Annotated in this window: 16 protein-coding genes and 1 pseudogene; 8 read left to right on the forward strand and 9 right to left on the reverse strand. The window is 72.6% G+C overall.

The features are described 5' to 3' along the window. Nucleotides 1-27: 27 nt before the first annotated feature. Nucleotides 28-762, forward strand: coding sequence for a bifunctional DNA primase/polymerase (locus tag ACFV6X_RS13515; RefSeq protein ID WP_385382061.1), 735 nt, complete (start codon nucleotides 28-30; stop codon nucleotides 760-762). 42 nt (nucleotides 763-804) lie between these two features. Here the strand turns inward: ACFV6X_RS13515 and ACFV6X_RS13520 are convergent, their stop codons facing one another. Together ACFV6X_RS13520 and ACFV6X_RS13525 are read right to left on the reverse strand one after the other, a co-directional pair. Beyond that, a complete protein-coding gene (locus ACFV6X_RS13520; protein ID WP_385382062.1) occupies nucleotides 805-1,812 on the reverse strand; it encodes a hypothetical protein in 1,008 nt (335 codons plus the stop codon). A gap of 103 nt (nucleotides 1,813-1,915) precedes the next feature. Continuing rightward, nucleotides 1,916-2,185 (reverse strand): annotated as a pseudogene (locus tag ACFV6X_RS13525) (hemin ABC transporter ATP-binding protein); the annotation flags it as partial. Between the two features lie 75 nt (nucleotides 2,186-2,260). On the opposite strand from ACFV6X_RS13525, the gene ACFV6X_RS13530 reads away from it, so the two are divergent. Together ACFV6X_RS13530 and ACFV6X_RS13535 are read left to right on the forward strand one after the other, a co-directional pair. Then, nucleotides 2,261-2,905: a PhzF family phenazine biosynthesis protein gene (locus ACFV6X_RS13530; RefSeq protein WP_385382065.1), complete on the forward strand. Its 645-nt coding sequence runs from the start codon at nucleotides 2,261-2,263 to the stop codon at nucleotides 2,903-2,905. Between the two features lie 86 nt (nucleotides 2,906-2,991). Next, the gene (locus tag ACFV6X_RS13535; RefSeq protein ID WP_365448076.1) at nucleotides 2,992-3,195 is read left to right on the forward strand and encodes a hypothetical protein; all 204 of its coding nucleotides are present in this window, start codon (nucleotides 2,992-2,994) and stop codon (nucleotides 3,193-3,195) included. Nucleotides 3,196-3,291: 96 nt separating this feature from the next. On the opposite strand, the gene ACFV6X_RS13540 is transcribed toward ACFV6X_RS13535, so the two are convergent. Both ACFV6X_RS13540 and map read right to left on the reverse strand, forming a co-directional pair. Further along, nucleotides 3,292-3,939: a heme oxygenase (biliverdin-producing) gene (locus tag ACFV6X_RS13540; RefSeq protein WP_385382068.1), complete on the reverse strand. Its 648-nt coding sequence runs from the start codon at nucleotides 3,937-3,939 to the stop codon at nucleotides 3,292-3,294. 154 nt (nucleotides 3,940-4,093) lie between these two features. After that, entirely contained in the window at nucleotides 4,094-4,951 is an 858-nt protein-coding gene (map, locus tag ACFV6X_RS13545) for a type I methionyl aminopeptidase (RefSeq protein WP_385382071.1), read from the reverse strand. 59 nt (nucleotides 4,952-5,010) lie between these two features. Between map and ACFV6X_RS13550 the strand changes: the two genes are divergently transcribed. Continuing rightward, entirely contained in the window at nucleotides 5,011-5,244 is a 234-nt protein-coding gene (locus ACFV6X_RS13550) for a hypothetical protein (protein ID WP_365448070.1), read from the forward strand. A gap of 175 nt (nucleotides 5,245-5,419) precedes the next feature. Here the strand turns inward: ACFV6X_RS13550 and ACFV6X_RS13555 are convergent, their stop codons facing one another. After that, nucleotides 5,420-6,022, reverse strand: a complete 603-nt coding sequence (locus ACFV6X_RS13555) for a hypothetical protein (RefSeq protein ID WP_385382078.1) — start codon at nucleotides 6,020-6,022, stop codon at nucleotides 5,420-5,422. Nucleotides 6,023-6,198: 176 nt separating this feature from the next. Here ACFV6X_RS13555 and ACFV6X_RS13560 point away from each other — a divergent pair, with 176 nt between their 5' ends. The 3 genes from ACFV6X_RS13560 (at nucleotide 6,199) to ACFV6X_RS13570 (ending at nucleotide 8,323) form a co-directional block, all read left to right on the forward strand. After that, nucleotides 6,199-7,272: an exo-alpha-sialidase gene (locus ACFV6X_RS13560; RefSeq protein WP_385382081.1), complete on the forward strand. Its 1,074-nt coding sequence runs from the start codon at nucleotides 6,199-6,201 to the stop codon at nucleotides 7,270-7,272. Nucleotides 7,273-7,310: 38 nt separating this feature from the next. Continuing rightward, nucleotides 7,311-8,033, forward strand: a complete 723-nt coding sequence (npdG, locus tag ACFV6X_RS13565) for an NADPH-dependent F420 reductase (RefSeq protein ID WP_385382084.1) — start codon at nucleotides 7,311-7,313, stop codon at nucleotides 8,031-8,033. A 77-nt stretch (nucleotides 8,034-8,110) separates the two neighbouring features. Beyond that, nucleotides 8,111-8,323, forward strand: coding sequence for a hypothetical protein (locus ACFV6X_RS13570; RefSeq protein WP_385382087.1), 213 nt, complete (start codon nucleotides 8,111-8,113; stop codon nucleotides 8,321-8,323). Here ACFV6X_RS13570 and ACFV6X_RS13575 read toward each other — a convergent pair. Continuing rightward, the gene (locus ACFV6X_RS13575) at nucleotides 8,313-9,113 is read right to left on the reverse strand and encodes a site-2 protease family protein (protein WP_385382089.1); all 801 of its coding nucleotides are present in this window, start codon (nucleotides 9,111-9,113) and stop codon (nucleotides 8,313-8,315) included. The two genes, ACFV6X_RS13570 and ACFV6X_RS13575, sit on opposite strands and share 11 nt — an antisense overlap. A gap of 164 nt (nucleotides 9,114-9,277) precedes the next feature. Here ACFV6X_RS13575 and ACFV6X_RS13580 point away from each other — a divergent pair, with 164 nt between their 5' ends. Then, nucleotides 9,278-12,922 carry a BTAD domain-containing putative transcriptional regulator gene (locus ACFV6X_RS13580; protein WP_385382091.1) on the forward strand — a complete coding sequence of 1,215 codons (3,645 nt, stop codon included), beginning with the start codon at nucleotides 9,278-9,280 and terminating at the stop codon, nucleotides 12,920-12,922. Between the two features lie 20 nt (nucleotides 12,923-12,942). On the opposite strand, the gene ACFV6X_RS13585 is transcribed toward ACFV6X_RS13580, so the two are convergent. The 3 genes from ACFV6X_RS13585 to ACFV6X_RS13595 form a co-directional block, all read right to left on the reverse strand. Continuing rightward, complete coding sequence (locus tag ACFV6X_RS13585) at nucleotides 12,943-13,788, reverse strand: ABC transporter permease (protein WP_365448054.1); 846 nt, start codon at nucleotides 13,786-13,788, stop codon at nucleotides 12,943-12,945. Then, nucleotides 13,785-14,804 carry an ATP-binding cassette domain-containing protein gene (locus tag ACFV6X_RS13590; protein ID WP_385382094.1) on the reverse strand — a complete coding sequence of 340 codons (1,020 nt, stop codon included), beginning with the start codon at nucleotides 14,802-14,804 and terminating at the stop codon, nucleotides 13,785-13,787. Before ACFV6X_RS13590 ends, ACFV6X_RS13585 begins: the two co-directional genes overlap by 4 nt. Before the next feature lie 101 nt (nucleotides 14,805-14,905). Beyond that, entirely contained in the window at nucleotides 14,906-16,267 is a 1,362-nt protein-coding gene (locus ACFV6X_RS13595) for a glutamine synthetase family protein (RefSeq protein WP_385382097.1), read from the reverse strand. Nucleotides 16,268-16,559 lie beyond the last annotated feature (292 nt).

Below are 16,559 nucleotides of genomic sequence, written 5' to 3' on the forward strand. Positions count from 1 at the left end.
CGTTCCACAGGCGAGGCGAGGGGATAGATGAGCGCGGAGTTCGGCGGCCGCTCCGGCCGGCAGGGCAAACTCTCCCAGTGGCTGCGCGGACGCCGCCCCAAGGAGACCGCCGACGACGGCGGCCGGGAGGCCCAGCTGCTCGCCGCCGCCGCCGCGGGACTGCCCCTGGCGCCCGCCGCGTATCCGGCACCCGACTACCGCTGTTCCTGCGACCGCGTCGGCTGTCCCACTCCCGCCCGGCACCCGGTGTCGTTCGCCTGGCAGACGCAGTCCACCACCGACCGTGCCCAGATCGAGCGCTGGGCCCGCCACCAGCCGCAGGCCAACTTCATCACCGCGACCGGCATGACGCACGACGTCCTCGACGTGCCGCTGGCGGCCGGCCGCGAGGCCCTGGACCGGCTGCTCGCCTCCGGTGTGGAGGTCGGCCCGGTCGCCACCAGCGACGACGGCCGCATGCTGTTCTTCACCCTCACCCGCGGCACGCCCGAGGAGGAGGACGAGTGGTGGCCGTGCGAACTGGACTGCCACCCCGAGACGATGGACGAGCATCCCGGCCTGCGCTGGCACTGCCGCGGCTCCTACGTCCTCGTGCCCCCGGCCCGGCTCCCCGGTGACGACCAGTCCGTGCGCTGGCTGCGCGGTCCCGAGCACCCGCTGCCCGACCCGCTGACCCTGCTGGAGTCGCTCACGGACGCCTGCGCCCGGCACGCGGGCACGGAGGCCGACCACACGAGCGCGGCCTGGCCCCTGCGCCACTGAGCCCTGGCCAAGGCTCCGACACCGGTTCAGGTTCCGGAAGGGCTACTCGCCCTTCGCGGACGTCAGCCCCTGGATACGGCCCAGCACGGTCACCTGGTCCTGGTCCGCGCCGGATCCCTTCCTCGGGTCCAGCGCCACCTGGTTGGAGACGAACTCCATCGTCAGCGACTGCTTGATCTCGCCGGTGGTCAGCGCCTCCACGTCCTCGCTCGGCTCCGGAACCGACGTGCCCGCCGCGGCGGTCTGCTTCTCGTAGTGGTGCGTGGTGAAGAACACCAGCGCCCCACCGTCCGCGGTGCGCAGCGCGACCGGGGCGTAGTCGCCCTCGGTCAGCGGCTCGTCGAGGTACTGGGTGACCAGACCCGGCCGCTCCTCGTTCTTCTCCCGGTCCTGGCGCCACTGGCTGGTGTGCGCGCCGGGCGCGAAGCCGTCGCCGCCGTTCTGGAGGTACGCGACGTAGTCCTTGCTCAACCGGGCCGGGTTCACGGCGAATTCGGCGGAGTCGACGGGCAGGGCCTCGGCCCAGCCGTCCTTGTCCTTCTTGAACTCCGGCACCTTCCCGGGCGCCACGAGCGTCAGATAGGACACCTCCCACTCCTCCTCCAGCCCGTCCCGGGTGAACACCAGCAGCCAGCGCGCGTCCCCGCCCCGGTTGGCCTTGGCGTCCGCGAGGAACCAGCGCGGCCAGCCCGCTTTCTTCGGGATCGTGTACGTGACGTCGCTGAACTCCAGCGGGGCGTGGTTCGGGTTGCCGCCCGGGTTGTTGACGTGGCCCGCCTTCAGCCGCGCCTCGTCGATGGCGGCCAGCGGCCCGGTGACGTGGTCGGCGTCGAGCGAACTGTCGTACGACTTGTCCGCCTTGTTGTACGCGCTCGTGAACTCCTGGAGCGCCTCGGCCGCCTCGTCCTGGGTCGCGCCCGGCAGCACCTCCCGCTCCCCGTGCACCACCACGCATCCGCTCGCCGTCAACGACAAAGCGGTCAGCGAAGCGGCCATGAGCGCACTCCGGTCCAGCCTGCGAAGCCTGCGAGGGCCGCGATCCCTGCTCATCGGGTCCTTTCCACCTTCCCCTTTCCGGAGGCGAACCCTACCGGGGCACCCCGGCGTGCGGGCGGCCGGTTCCGGGTACAGCGGCCACACCGTGACCTGGACTTCACAGATCACGGCGGGGGGCCACCAGAACCGCTCCGGTGCGAGGGTGCGGGAGCACCTCGACGGGCTGGTCGTAGACCTCGGACAGCAGTCGCTCGCCGAACATCTCCGGCGGGGGCCCGTCGGCCGCGATCCGGCCCGCGTGCGGCACGGCGACGCGGTGCGCGCGGGCGGCGGCGAGGCCCAGGTCGTGCAGTACGACCACGACGGCGTCACCGGCCCCCGCCCGCTCCCGGCACGGCCGCGGCCCCAGTTCCTGGTGCTTGAGGTCTTGAGGTCGAGGGCGGCGGTCGGTGGCTCGAGGACGGGGGCGGTCCCGGCGTGCCGGTGGTGTTTGAATGCCGGAGTGACTGACTACGACGTGCTGCGTGTCTTCTGCGCGGCCAGCGGCGGATACGGGAACGAACTGGGCGTCGTCCGCGACGGTTCGGTCATTCCCGGGCGGAGCGAACGGCAGGCGTTCGCGGCGAAGCTCGGGTTCAGCGAGACCGTGTTCGTGGACGACCCCGAGCGCGGCGTCATCGACATCTACACGCCCGGCGCGCGCCTGCCGTTCGCCGGGCACCCGTGCGTCGGCGCGGCCTGGCTGCTCGACGTGCCCGAGCTGGTCACGCCCGCCGGGGTGGTGGGGGCCCGGCAGGACGGGGAGTTCAGCTGGATCGAGGCGCGCCCGCAGTGGCCGGAGCCGCGCACCCTGCGCCGGTACGCCACCGCAGCCGAGGTCGACGACCTGCCCGTACCGCCGCCGGGGGACTGGCTGTACGCCTGGGCGTGGGAGGACGAGGCGGCGGGCCGGGTACGGGCGCGCGGCTTTCCCGGCCGGGGCGACGGCATCGAGGAGGACGAGGCGACCGGCGCCGCCGCCCTGCTGCTGACGGCCCGGCTGGACCGGGCCCTGAACATCGCGCAGGGCGCCGGTTCCCAGATCCTGACGGCGCCTCAGCCGGGGGGCTGGGTGGAGATCGGGGGCCGGGTCCTGCTGGAGCGCTGAGCGCCCGTACGGGTGGAACAGCGTGTGCGCGGTGTGGTGAGCGGGGACCGATGGGCGTGACCACTCAGCATCGCGAGAGGAGCCCCATGCGCATCCGATCTGCCCTGGCCGCGACCTTCCTGGCCGCCGCCCTGACCGCCACCGGCGCCGCGACGGCCACCGCCCTCGACCCCCGGGTCGCGACCGACGAGACCGTTCCGTGCAGCCCGTACGCGGGCTCCGTCGACGCGGAGACCGCCGACATCGAGTTCGCGGGCGCGGTCTGCCACAACGGGGTCTTCGACTTCTGAGCGGCACACGCCAGGCACGCCGGGCTCCGTCCCGAGCCGGCCCCGGGTCCCTCTCGCACGACGCGAGAGGGACCCGCTCCGTTGCCGCGGCCCCGCTCAGGCGGACAGCGGGAACTCCTCGCCCAGCGCCCGGAACACGGCGGTGTTCAGCGCGAAGGCCTCTTTGCACTCGGCCACGACCCGCTGCCGCTCCAGCTCGTCCGCGTCGATCGCGTCCAGCAGTTCCCGGTAACCCCGCTTGAACGCCGCCGGGTTGCCGATCTCCTCGAAGACGTAGAACCGGACGCCGTCGCCCTTCTTCGCGAAGCCCCACGTCCGTTCGGCCTTGTCGCGGATGATCTGACCGCCGGACAGGTCGCCGAGGTAGCGGGTGTAGTGGTGGGCCACATAGCCCGCGGGCCACTCGCGCGCGCACCGCGCGACCCGGTCCGCGTACGCCCGCGTGGCGGGCAGGGCGGTGAGCGTCGCCCGCCAGCCTGCGCCCCGCAGATGTGCGAGGTCCCGCTCCAGGGCGGGCAGCCGGAACAGCCCCGGCTGGACGAAGGGGCCCGCCACCGGGTCCGAGGCGAGCCGGTCCGCGCCGGCCTCCAGTGCCTCGTACACGAACCACAGTTGCTCGGTGTAGCGCGCGTACGCGTCCACCCCCAACCGGCCGCCCAGCAGATCGCTCATGAACGTCGAGGTCTCCGCCTCCACGTGCTGCTCCTGGGAAGCGGTGCGGATGAGGGTCGAGAAGGAGTCCATGAGCCCAGCTTCTATGGTTAGGCTTACCTAAGTCAACGGCCTTTCCGACGTCCTGTCGGTAACTTTGTACCCCTCATCCTCACCGGCCGCACACCCGCCCGCACACGAAAGAGGCCCGCCCTCGGAAGAGTGCGGGCCTGCACGGGAGCGGGGCCTACGGCAGCGTGAGGATCTCCGCGCCGGAGTCCGTCACGACCAGCGTGTGCTCGAACTGCGCCGTGCGCCTGCGGTCCTTCGTGACGACCGTCCAGTCGTCGTCCCACATGTCGTACTCGTGCGTCCCGAGCGTCAGCATCGGCTCGATGGTGAAGGTCATGCCGGGCTGCATCACGGTGGTCGCGTGCGGCGCGTCGTAGTGCGGGACGATCAGACCGGAGTGGAACGACGAGTTGATGCCGTGTCCGGTGAAGTCGCGGACCACGCCGTAGCCGAAGCGCTTGGCGTACGACTCGATGACCCGGCCGATGACGTTGATCTGCCGGCCCGGCCGGACGGCCTTGATCGCCCGGTTCAACGACTCCCGGGTGCGCTCGACGAGCAGCCGGCTCTCCTCGTCGACGTCGCCGACCAGGTACGTGGCGTTGTTGTCACCGTGGACCCCGCCGATGTACGCGGTCACGTCCAGGTTGACGATGTCGCCGTCCCGCAGGACCGTCGAGTCGGGGATGCCGTGACAGATCACCTCGTTGACGGAGGTGCACAGGGACTTCGGGAAGCCCCGGTAACCGAGCGTGGAGGGATAGGCGCCGTGGTCGCACAGGAACTCGTGAGCGACCCGGTCCAGCTCGTCCGTCGTCACGCCCGGCGCGATCGCCTTCGCCGCCTCGGCCATCGCCCGCGCGGCGATCCGCCCCGCGGTCCGCATCGCCTCCACGGTCTCCGGCGTCTGCACCTCCGGTCCGGTGTACGGCGTCGGCGCGGGCCTGCCGACGTACTCGGGCCGCCGGATGTTTCCGGGCACGGAACGGGTGGGAGACAGCTCCCCTGGTACGAGCAGCGACTGGCCAGACATGCCAGCGAGTCTAACCAGCGGGCATACGAGACCATGTCCCCTGGCGAAAGGAGCCGGTCATGGCCCTGTTCAAGAAGCGCACCGTCGGCAAACCGGGCGAGTGGTACTACTGCCTGGAACACAAGAAGGTCGAGGAGGGGCCGGAGTGCCCCAACAAGGACCGCTTCGGCCCGTACACCAGCCGCGCGGAGGCCGAACACGCGATGGAGACGGCCCGCGAGCGGAACCTCGAATGGGAGAACGACCCGCGGTGGCACGACACCGTGGGGCGCGGGGAGCGCGACGAGGACTGATCAGGCCGCCGTCGACGCGGCTGCGCGCTGGTCGCGCAGTCGCGTCGCGTGCTCGTCCGTCCGCACGTCGTACGTCATCAGCCACGAAGGTCAGGAAGCTGCCGAAGTTGGTGATCAACCCCGCGACCCAGCCTGCGGACCGGGCAGGGGCCGGGCCGTGGCGGGCCCGGGCCGGTCACCAGCGGGGCGGCGGCGGGGAGGTCAGTTCGTCGGCCAGGCGCGACAGGCGGTCCCGGAACCGCCGCCGGCCGCGCACCGCCGGCAGCGCGTTCTCGCCCGCCGCCGCGCTCACCAGGTGCTGCACGGTGTCCAGGTCGAGCTCCGACTCCGCCCCGACGGCCAGCGCGTCGTGCGCCATCGTCGCCAGATCCCCCTCGGCGGCGCCCAGCGCCAGCACCGTCGCCCCGGCCCGCCGCGCGTCGTGCACCCGCTCCAGCAGGGTGTCGCCGGGCCCCTCCGGCGACACCACCAGCAGCGTCTCGCCCCGCCGGGCCGCCTCGATCCGTCCCAGGCCGACCGCGAGGTGCGCCGGGTCCGAGGGGCGTGCGTCATGGCGTACGAGCGTCGGCGCCAGCTCCGGCGTGCCGGACCACGCCGCCTCGTCCACGAGGTGCGCGGCCAGATGCCACGGCTCGTACTCCCGCGTGCCGACCAGCAGCAGCCCGCCCCCGTGCGACACCACGGACCCCCGCAGCACCCCGGCGAACCTGCGCGTGGCCCCCAACCACTCGGTTCCGGCGAGCACTTCGCGCAGCAGCGCGACCCGTACGGCATCCATGCCACGGCATCCTGCCGTAACCGGTCACCCTTGGCCCTGAGTTCACCGCGAATTCCCCCAGGCTGGGCACGGGGCCGCATGTTCGCCCCGCACCGGAGATCACCGGCGGGGCGAACGGGGAAGCAGTAGGGCGAAGCGCACCGGCCGAGCAAGGCGAAGCAAGAGGAGAGCCGTCCATGTCCGCAGCCACCGTCCCCTTCCGCGCCGGCCACGAGGGGTACGCCAGTTACCGGATCCCGGCCGTCGTCCGCACGCACGAAGGCACGCTCCTCGCCTTCTGCGAGGGCCGGGCCGACTCCGCGAAGGACTGGGGCCACATCGACATCGTGCTGAAGCGCTCCACCGACGGCGGCCGCACCTGGGGCCCGCTCCAGGTCGCCGCCGACAACGGCACCGACCTGGCCGGCAACCCCGCACCCGTCGTCCTCGACACCGGCCGCGTCCTCCTCGTCCACGTCCGCTCCGCCGCGTCCGCCTCCGAACGCCTCATCCTGCGCGGCGAGGTGAGCGAGGCCGACGGCAGAAGAGTGTGGGTGCAGCACAGCGACGACGACGGCCTGACGTGGTCGGCGCCCAGGGAGATCACCGAACAGGTCAAGCAGCCCGGTTGGCGCTGGTACGCCACCACCCCCGGACACGGCCTCCAGCTCGGCACCGGGCGGGTCGTCGTCCCCGGCAACCACACCCTCCCGCCGACCGGCACGGACGTCGGTGACGAGGCGAAGTACAACAGCGGCCACTGCCTGCTCAGCGACGACCGCGGCGAGAGCTGGTACCTGGGCTACCTGGAGCAGAACACCAACGGCTACATCAACGCCAACGAGACCACCGCCGCCGAACTCCCCGACGGCCGCGTCTACTTCAACACCCGCAACGACTCGCCGTCCCCCGGCAACCGTGCCGACGCCCACTCCGGGGACGGCGGGAGGACTCTGCGGCGGCCCTTCCGTCCGCAGGCGGGCCTCGCCGGACCCGTCTGCCAGGCCGCTCTCCTGCACCTCGGCGAGCCCGACGTGCTGCTGTTCTCCGGTCCCGCCCTCCCCGGCGGCCGCGGCCTGATGACCGTCCGCGCCTCCACCGACCACGGCACCACCTGGCGCGACGCCCACACGATCGACGGACTCCCCGCCGCCTACTCCGACCTCGTCCGCGTGGACGACGCCACGGTCGGACTCCTGTACGAGACAGGCGACTTCGGGGCGTACGAACGGATCGCCTTCCGGCGGCTGCCCGTGACGCGCCTCACCTGAGCCCGCGGGCCGGTGGGGGCGGACGTAGAGTCTGGCCCATGACCTCTACGGACAGTGCTGCTGCTGAGAAGCAGCCCGCGAAGGCCCCCGCCAAGGACCCCTGGGACCTGCCCGACGTCTCCGGGCTGGTCGTCGGTGTGCTCGGCGGGACCGGGCCGCAGGGCAAGGGCCTCGCCTACCGGCTCGCCCGGGCCGGCCAGAAGGTGATCATCGGCTCGCGCGCCGCCGAGCGCGCCCAGGCCGCCGCCGGGGAACTGGGGCACGGCGTCGAGGGCGCGGACAACGCCGAGTGCGCCCGGCGCAGCGACGTCGTGATCGTCGCGGTGCCGTGGGAGGGCCACGGCAAGACACTTCAGGCGCTGCGCGAGGAACTGGCGGGCAAGCTCGTCGTCGACTGCGTCAACCCGCTCGGCTTCGACAAGCAGGGCGCCTACGCGCTGAAGCCCGAGGAGGGCAGCGCCGCCCAGCAGGCCGCCGCCCTGCTGCCGGACTCGCGGGTCGCCGCCGCCTTCCACCACCTGTCGGCCGTGCTGCTCCAGGACCCCGAGATCGCGGAGATCGACACCGACGTCATGGTCCTCGGCGAGGAGCGGGCGGACGTGGAGATCGTCCAGGCGCTGGCCGGCCGCATCCCCGGCATGCGCGGCATCTTCGCCGGACGGTTGCGCAACGCCCACCAGGTCGAGTCCCTCGTGGCCAACCTGATCTCCGTGAACCGCCGCTACAAGGCCCACGCGGGCCTGCGTGTCACGGACGTATGACCCCATGGGGGACACTGGTGGGCAGCACACACCGCACCACCGTGACCAGCAGTGTCCCCCGACAGGAGCCGACCACCATGCCTCCCGTGCCCCCTCCCGGCCAGGCCCGGCGACTCGCCCGCTACGCCCTCGCCGTCTGCCTGCTCGCGGTCGCCGCGGCCGTCATCTCCTTCGCGCAGGGCAGTTGGCTGGGCATCGTGTGGGTGCTGCTGGCGGGCCTGTCGTCGAACATGGCCTGGTACTACGGGAAGCGCGGCCGGGCCGCCCGGGGCGACTCCGTCACGGGCTGACCGAGCAGTACTCGTTCGTCCCGAGCCAGAAGCGGTACAGCTCGTACCCGCAGTAGGTGTCCGGTTCGCCGACGCCGAGGCCCCGCAGCACCGCGTCGACGACGTCGAAGAACGCGCCGTTCAGCGCCGGGATCCACAGCAGCGCGAAGACGAACAGCAGCCCGAACGGCGCGAACGGCTCCACCTGCCGGCGGACGCCGTACGACAGCCAGGGCTCGACCACGCCGTAGCCGTCCAGGCCCGGCACCGGCAGGAAGTTCAGGATCGCGGCCGTCACCTGGAGCAGCGCGAGGAACGCCAGCGCGTACCGGAAGTCCCGCGGCACCCCGTCCAGCGCGTCCAGCCAGAACGGCGCCGTGCACACGATGGCGAAGAGCACGTTCGTCAGCGGTCCGGCCGCGGAGATCAGGCTGTGCTTCCAGCGGCCCCGGATCCGCCCCCGCTCGATGAACACCGCCCCGCCCGGCAGACCGATCCCGCCCATGATCACGAACAGTACGGGCAGCACGATGCTCAGCAGCGCGTGCGTGTACTTCAGCGGGTTGAGCGTGAGGTATCCCTTCGCGCCCACCGAGATGTCCCCGCCGTGCAGCGCGGTCCGGGCGTGCGCGTACTCGTGCAGGCACAGTGACACGACCCACGCGCCGGTCACGAACAGGAACACGGCCACCCCGGGCTGCGCCGCGAACCCGGTCCAGGTGGCCCACCCGGTCACCGCCGTGACGGCCAGGATCCCGAGGAAGACGGGACTGATCCGCCGTTCGGCGCGACGGGAGGCGGCGGTGGTCATGGGAAGGCTCCTGGGGCGAGTCGGGCGGTGCGGGGTCGACCGTACCGGTGGTGCCGGAGGAACGGCACCGGGCGGTGGGAGGTTCCTGCGCGGCTCCCGGATCCGGCACGCGCGGTTCATGCCCGGGTAAACCTGGAGGCGGTCCCTCGGCCGGAGCAGTGACAATGGGTTCCGTGCGCTATCGCATCCTCGGCACCACACAGGCGGTTCGCCCCGACGGTTCGGTCCTCTCGATCGGCGGGGCGCGCTTGCGTGCGCTGCTCACCGTGCTGGCGCTCAGGGCCGGACGGGCCGTGCCCGTGGGGCTGCTCGTGGAGGAGGTGTGGGACGGGGACCCGCCCGCCGACGCGGCCGGGGCACTCCAGGCGCTCGTCGGACGGCTGCGGCGGGCGCTGGGGGCCGAGGCCGTGGCCTCGGCCGACGGCGGGTACCGGCTGGCCGCCGCGCCCGACGACGTCGATCTGCACCGGTTCGAGCGGCTCGCCGACGAGGGCGCGCGGGCGCTCGCCGACGGGGACCCCGCCAAGGCCGCCGTCCTCCTCGACGACGCCCTCGCCCTGTGGCACGGCCCCGCGCTCGCCGACCTGCCCGACCGCGCCGCCGAGGCGGCCCGCTGGGCCGCCCGCCGGCTGGACACCCGGCGTGCCCGGCTCGCCACCGCCCTCGCCCTCGGCCATGCCGAGCAGGTGCTGCCCGAGCTGACCGCCCTGTGCGGGAACCACCCCCTCGACGAACCTCTCCAGGCCCTGCGCCTGCGCGCCCTGCGCGACGCGGGCCGCACCGCCGAGGCACTGGCCGTCTACGAGGACGTACGACGACTGCTCGCCGACCGGCTGGGGGCCGACCCGGGCCCTGAGCTGCGCGCCCTGCACGCGGACCTGCTCAACCCGACGGACCCGCCCGCCGCAACCCACCACCGCCGCTTCCCCGCGGCCCCGACGACCCGTACGCCCGCCGCGACCCCGTCGGCCCCCGTCTCCGGCGCCGCCCCCACGGCCCCGACCTCCGGTGCAGCCCCGTCGGGCCCTGCGCCCGGCGCGGCCCCGTTCTCCGGTGCAGCCCCGTGGGCCTCCGCGCCCGGCGTGGGCCCGTCCGTCCCCGTCTCCGGTGCCGGCCCGACGACTCCTGTGTCCGGCGTGGATCCGTCGGCCTCGGCCTCCGGTGCCGGCCCGTCGGCCCCCGTGCCGGGCGTGGACCCGACGCCCCCCGCCTCCGCTGCCGCACCATCGGCCCCCGTGTCCGGCGTGGACAACGCGGTCGTTGCGTCCGGGGCCGCCGCGGGAGTCGGTGACCGCACGTCGCCCCCGGGCAATCTGCGGGCCCGTCTCACCTCGTTCGTCGGGCGGGCCGACGACATCGAGGCCATCCGTGGTGATCTCGCCACCGCGCGGCTCGTCACGCTGCTCGGGCCCGGTGGGGCGGGCAAGACCCGGCTGTCACAGGAGGCCGCCGAGAGCGTACGGGACACGGCCCCCGACGGTGTGTGGCTGGCGGAGCTGGCGCCGGTCGAGGACCCCGCCGCCGTCCCCGAGGCCGTGCTCACCGCGATCGGCGCCCGCGAGACAGTGCTGCACGGCGCCGGAGCCGAGGAGTTCCGCGCCGCCGTCGCGGACCGGCACGACGACCCCGTCGCGCGTCTCGTCGAGCACTGCGCCCGGCGCCGCATGCTGCTCGTCCTCGACAACTGCGAGCACGTCGTCGACGCCGCCGCCCGCCTGGCGGAGGAATTGCTGGCGCGGTGCCCGCACCTCACCGTCCTCGCCACCAGCCGGGAACCCCTCGGCGTGCCGGGGGAGGTGCTGCGGCCCGTGGAGCCGCTGCCGGAGCCGTACGCCCTGCGGCTGCTCGCCGACCGCGGCTCCGCCGCCCGTCCCGGCTTCCGCGTCGGCGACGACCCCGAGGCCTGCGCCGAGATCTGCCGCCGCCTCGACGGCCTGCCCCTCGGCATCGAGCTCGCCGCCGCCCGGCTGCGGATGCTCACCCCCCGCCAGATCGCCGACCGGCTCGACGACCGCTTCCGCCTGCTCACCTCCGGCAGCCGGACCGTCCTGCCCCGCCAGCAGACCCTCCGTGCCGTCGTCGACTGGTCCTGGGACCTCCTCGACGAGGGCGAACGGGAGGTACTGCGCCGCCTTTCCGTGTTCGCCGGCGGCTGTGACCTCGCCGCCGCCGAGGCCGTGTGCGGGCCCGCCGCCCTGGACGCGCTCGGCTCCCTCGTCGACAAGTCGCTCGTCGTCGCCACCCCGTCCGCGGACGGCGAGATGCGCTACCGGCTCCTGGAGACCGTCGCCGAGTACGCCGGCGAACGCCTGGACGAGGCCGGCCGGCGCCGCGCCACCGAGCGCGCCCACCTGACGCACTACCGCGAACTAGCTCGCACCACCGACCCGTTGCTGCGCGGCCGCGGTCAGCTCGCCGCCATCGAGCGGCTGGAGCGCGAGTACGAGAACCTGCGCACGGCGCTGCGGCACGCCGTCGCCGAACGCGACGAGCAGGAGGCGCTGTGCCTGGTGCTGTCGCTGGTCTGGTACTGGCAGATGCGCGATCTGCGCATCGAGGCCCGCACCTGGTGCCGCGCGGCCATGGACCTCGGCCCCGACCCCTTCGCCGAACCCGTCTCCAAGGCCGCCCCGGTGCGGGAGCGCTGCACCGCCGAACCTCCCCCCATGACCGGGGAGGTCCTCGAGGAGGCCCGGCGCGGCGTCCACCTGGGGCACCTCGCCTGCATGGACACCGAACTGGACACCTGGCAGACCCCCGAGGCCCAGCGCAAGCTGCGGACCATCGCCGAGGTCTACGAACCGGGGCTGCCGCAGACCTGCCGCAGCCCCGGCATGCTGTCCTTCTACGCCGTGATGCTGACCGGCGACATGCAGCGGCTGGCCACGCTCGTCGACGCCGCCGTCGACACCTGCCGCAGCACCCCCGACTTCGACTGGGAACTGGCCGCCAGCCTGCAGATCCGCGCCAACATCCTCGCCAACCGTCCCGACCGGGCGACCGAAGCCGGCCGGGACGCCGACGAGTCGCTGGCGATCTACGACCGCCTCGGCGACGCCTGGGGCAGCGCCGAGGCGCTGTCCGCGCGGGCCGAGACCCTCGAACGCAAGGGGCGCCATCCGGAGGCCGCCGCCGACTACGAGGCCGCCATGGAACACGCCCAGCGACTCGGCGCCCGCGCCCAGCACGCGATCCTCACCGCCCGGCTGGGCAGCGCGCTGCTGGAGGCGGGCGAGGCCGAGCGGGGCGAGCGGCTGCTGCGCGAGGTGCTCGCCGCCGGGAAGGGCGCGCACAACGAGGCGATGCCGTTCGGCCGGCTCATCCTCTCCGGGTGGCTCAGCATCACCGGCCGGACCGCCGAGGCCCGCGAGCACCTGCGGATGCTGCGCGAGGAGTTCGTCATCGCCCACTTCGTCGTCTTCGACGCGTTCATCCTCGGCCAGGAGGCCTGGGTGGACGCCGCGGAGGGGTACTACGAGGCGGCCAGGGAGAAGATCCGGGGCGCCCTCGCGCAGGCCGACGACCCGCTGTCGAAGGCGATGGCTCCGCACTTGTTCTCCTCGTACCTGGTCGTCGCCGCGCTGGTGCTGGCCGGCTCCGACGGCGGGCGGGAGGCCCGCGACGCCGCCCGCTGCCTGGGCGCGGCCGACGCGCTGCTGCCTTCCGGTCATCTGTGCTCCTCCCTGGAGCGCCGGGCGCGCGAGCGCGCCACGGCCGCCGTACGGGAGGCCCTGTCCGCCGGGGAGTTCACGGCGGCGTACGCCGAAGGCGGCGGTCTCTCCCCGCAGGAGGCCGCCGCCCTGGTGTGAACGGTCGTGGCGCGACCGGTTCAGTTCTTCGTCTTGAACTTGTGGATCGCGACCGGCGCCATCACCGCCGTGATCGCCGCCGACCAGCCCAGGGTCACCCACAGGTCCTGCGCGACCGGGCCGCCCACCATCAGGCCGCGGGCCGCGTCCGCCAGCGTGGACAGCGGGTTGTAGTCGGTGAACGCCTGGAGCCAGCCCGGCATCGACGCCGTCGGCGCGAAGATCGACGAGCCGAACTGGAGCGGGAACAGCACCAGGAAGCCCATCGCCTGCACGGACTGCGCGTTCTTCAGGATCACGCCCAGGGTGAGGAACACCCACATGATCGACGAGGCGAACGCCGTGGACAGCCCGACGGCCGCGAACAGACCGAGCCAGCTCGTGATGTCGAACCCGACCAGAACGGCGACGATCATCAGCACGGTCGTCGCGAACAGCATCCGGACCAGCTCGACCGAGATCTTCGCGAACAGCACCGAGCCGCGCCCGATCGGCAGCGACCGGAAGCGGTCCATGACACCGGAGTTGAAGTCCTGGCTGAAGCCGGTGCCGACGCCCTGGGACAGGGTCATGCTCATCATCGCGATCATGCCGGGGATCACGTACTGCACGTACCCGTCCTGCCCGCCGCCCAGGGCCTGCCCGATCGAGCCGCCGAAGACGTAGACGAACAGCAGGGTGAAGACGACCGGCATCAGCAGCGCGTCGAACATCGACTCGGGGTCCTGCCGGATCCACAGCAGGTTGCGGCGGACCAGGGCCCCGGTGTGCCGCAGATGCCCGCGCAGCGTGATCCGCGCGTCGTCCTTCAGGCCGGGGACTGCGGTGGTCGCGGTGGTGTCGGTGGCGGCTGTGGCGGCGCTCATACGGCGACCTCCTCGCGGTCGTCGGCGGGCACGGTGTCCTGCGGGGCACTGGCGCGATGGCCGGTGAGGGACAGGAACACCTCGTCGAGGCTGGGCAGTTCGGTGCTGATGCCGGCGAGCGTGATACCGCGCGCCGTGACGGCGCCGACCACGGCGGTCAGCTGCTCGTCGCTCAGGATCGGCACCAGCACGGTGCCGCCCTCGGTGTCCACGGTCGTCGTGGCCAGCCCGGTGATGCCCAGCTCGTCCAGGGCGCCGGCCAGCGGCCGCAGCTGCGCCGGATCGGCCGGCCGCACCCGCAGCGTCCGCCCGCCGACCTTGGCCTTCAGCTCCTCGATCCCGCCGCTCGCGATGACCTTCCCCCGGTCCACGACGGTCAGCTCGGAGGCGAGCTGCTCGGCCTCCTCCATGTACTGCGTGGTCAGCAGGACGGTGACCCCGTCCCCGACCATGGCCTTCACCTCGTCCCACACCTCGTTGCGGGTGCGCGGGTCGAGGCCGGTGGTGGGCTCGTCGAGGAAGAGCACGGCGGGCCGCCCGATCATCGACGCGGCCAGGTCGAGCCGCCGCCGCATGCCCCCGGAGTACGTCGACGCGGGCCGCTTGGCCGCGTCCGTCAGCGAGAACCGCTCCAGCAGCTCGTCGGCACGGGAGCGGGCCTCCTTGCGGGGCAGGTCGAGCAGCCGCCCGATCATGTACAGGTTCTCCCACCCGGGGAGCTTCTCGTCGACCGAGGCGTACTGCCCGGTGAGCCCGATCACCCGGCGCAGCTGCCGGGGCTGCCGTACGACGTCGTAGCCGGCGACGGTCGCCTGGCCGGCGTCGGGCGCCAGCAGTGTGGACAGGATCCGCACGAGGGTGGTCTTACCGGCCCCGTTCGGCCCCAGCACCCCCATCACGGTGCCCTCACGCACCTCCAGGTCGACACCGTCCAGCGCCCTGGTCTCGCCGTAGTGCTTGACCAGCCCCCGCACGGTCACGGCCGCGCTGCTGGGTTTCTTGTCGATTCGTGTCATACCGCAGACACTCCCAGCCCCCACCGACAAACGCCCGACAGCCGACCGACAACAGACCGACGAACAGCCGACAGCCGCCCCGGACAGCCCCCGCGTCCGGCCTACAGCACCGGCAGGCTCTTGCGCAGCTCGAACGCCGTCACCTCGGAGCGGTACTCGTACCACTCCTGGCGCTTGTTGCGGAGGAAGAAGTCGAACACGTGCTCGCCCAGGGTCTCGGCGACGAGGTCGCTGCGCTCCATGAGGGACAGCGCCTCGCCGAGGTTCTGGGGCAGCGGCTCGATGCCCATGGCGCGCCGCTCCGCGTCCGAGAGCGCCCAGACGTCGTCCTCGGCGCCCGGCGGCAGCTCGTAGCCCTCCTCGATGCCCTTGAGGCCGGCGGCCAGCAGCACGGCGTAGGAGAGGTAAGGATTCGCCCCGGAGTCCAGCGACCGGACCTCGACCCGCGCCGAGCCCGTCTTGCCCGGCTTGTACATCGGGACGCGGACCAGCGCGGAGCGGTTGTTGTGCCCCCAGCAGATGTACGACGGCGCCTCACCGCCCGCCCCTGCGGTCCGCTCCGAGCCGCCCCAGATGCGCTTGTACGAGTTCACCCACTGGTTGGTGACCGCCGAGATCTCGCCCGCGTGGCGCAGCAGCCCGGCGATGAAGGAGCGGCCGACCTTGGACAGCTGGAACTCAGCGCCGGACTCGTAGAACGCGTTCCGGTCACCCTCGAACAGCGACAGGTGGGTGTGCATCCCCGAGCCGGGGTGCTCGGAGAACGGCTTCGGCATGAACGTCGCCTGGAGGTTCTGCTCCAGCGCCACCTGCTTCATGACCAGGCGGAACGTCATGACGTTGTCGGCGGTGGACAGCGCGTCGGCGTACCGCAGGTCGATCTCCTGCTGGCCGGGGCCGCCCTCGTGGTGGGAGAACTCGACCGAGATGCCCATCGACTCCAGCATGGTGATCGCCTGGCGGCGGAAGTCCATGCCGACGTTGGTCGGGGTGTGGTCGAAGTAGCCGGAGTTGTCGGCGGGGATGGGCACCGTGCCGTCGACCGGCTTGTTCTTCAGCAGGAAGAACTCGATCTCGGGGTGGGTGTAGAAGGTGAAGCCCAGGTCGGAGGCGCGGGCGAGGGCGCGCTTGAGGACGTAGCGGGGATCGGCGAAGGAGGGGGAGCCGTCCGGCATCAGGATGTCGCAGAACATACGGGCCGTGCCCGGCGTCTCCGCGCGCCACGGCAGGACCTGGAAGGTGGACGGGTCCGGCTTGGCGATCATGTCGGACTCGTAGACCCGGGCGAAGCCCTCGATCGCGGAGCCGTCGAAGCCGATGCCCTCGTCGAAGGCCTGCTCCAGCTCGGCCGGGGCCACGGCCACGGACTTCAGGAAGCCCAGCACGTCCGTGAACCACAGGCGTACGAACCGGATGTCGCGCTCCTCCAAGGTCCGGAGCACGAACTCCTGCTGCTTGTCCATCTTCCGATTCCCCATCCTTGCTGGTCAGGCGGTCCGTCTCCCGTCCGCGCACGGCACGGTCGGGCACCTGAGCATCCCACCACAACACCGTTTCGTGCGCGTTGCGCACCTTGATCGCCCGGCTGATCCCGTCCTGAACGCCTCCGGTACGGCAGGTGTACGGCTGTCGAGCCCATCTTGCCTGCTCGGCCCGGCATCCGTAATGCCCGGCCATTTCTGCGCCCTCCCTACGAGATCGTCGGCCTCGCCCACTACGATCAGCGCACCCGTCCGTCACCCGTTTCCCAGAAGG

Origin of the sequence: Streptomyces sp. NPDC059861, from assembly GCF_042731435.1 — a bacterium.
In the GTDB taxonomy this organism is placed as follows: Bacteria; Actinomycetota; Actinomycetes; order Streptomycetales; family Streptomycetaceae; genus Streptomyces.

Coding starts and splice junctions, on each gene's coding strand:
- ACFV6X_RS13560 (WP_385382081.1), top strand. CDS start 6,199: ATGTCCGCAGCCACCGTCCCCTTCCGCGCCGGCCACGAGGGGTACGCC.
- map (WP_385382071.1), bottom strand. CDS start 4,951: ATGTCTGGCCAGTCGCTGCTCGTACCAGGGGAGCTGTCTCCCACCCGT.
- ACFV6X_RS13555 (WP_385382078.1), bottom strand. CDS start 6,022: ATGGATGCCGTACGGGTCGCGCTGCTGCGCGAAGTGCTCGCCGGAACC.
- ACFV6X_RS13550 (WP_365448070.1), top strand. CDS start 5,011: ATGGCCCTGTTCAAGAAGCGCACCGTCGGCAAACCGGGCGAGTGGTAC.
- npdG (WP_385382084.1), top strand. CDS start 7,311: ATGACCTCTACGGACAGTGCTGCTGCTGAGAAGCAGCCCGCGAAGGCC.
- ACFV6X_RS13585 (WP_365448054.1), bottom strand. CDS start 13,788: ATGAGCGCCGCCACAGCCGCCACCGACACCACCGCGACCACCGCAGTC.
- ACFV6X_RS13540 (WP_385382068.1), bottom strand. CDS start 3,939: ATGGACTCCTTCTCGACCCTCATCCGCACCGCTTCCCAGGAGCAGCAC.
- ACFV6X_RS13520 (WP_385382062.1), bottom strand. CDS start 1,812: ATGAGCAGGGATCGCGGCCCTCGCAGGCTTCGCAGGCTGGACCGGAGT.
- ACFV6X_RS13515 (WP_385382061.1), top strand. CDS start 28: ATGAGCGCGGAGTTCGGCGGCCGCTCCGGCCGGCAGGGCAAACTCTCC.
- ACFV6X_RS13580 (WP_385382091.1), top strand. CDS start 9,278: ATGGGTTCCGTGCGCTATCGCATCCTCGGCACCACACAGGCGGTTCGC.
- ACFV6X_RS13590 (WP_385382094.1), bottom strand. CDS start 14,804: ATGACACGAATCGACAAGAAACCCAGCAGCGCGGCCGTGACCGTGCGG.
- ACFV6X_RS13535 (WP_365448076.1), top strand. CDS start 2,992: ATGCGCATCCGATCTGCCCTGGCCGCGACCTTCCTGGCCGCCGCCCTG.
- ACFV6X_RS13595 (WP_385382097.1), bottom strand. CDS start 16,267: ATGGACAAGCAGCAGGAGTTCGTGCTCCGGACCTTGGAGGAGCGCGAC.
- ACFV6X_RS13575 (WP_385382089.1), bottom strand. CDS start 9,113: ATGACCACCGCCGCCTCCCGTCGCGCCGAACGGCGGATCAGTCCCGTC.
- ACFV6X_RS13570 (WP_385382087.1), top strand. CDS start 8,111: ATGCCTCCCGTGCCCCCTCCCGGCCAGGCCCGGCGACTCGCCCGCTAC.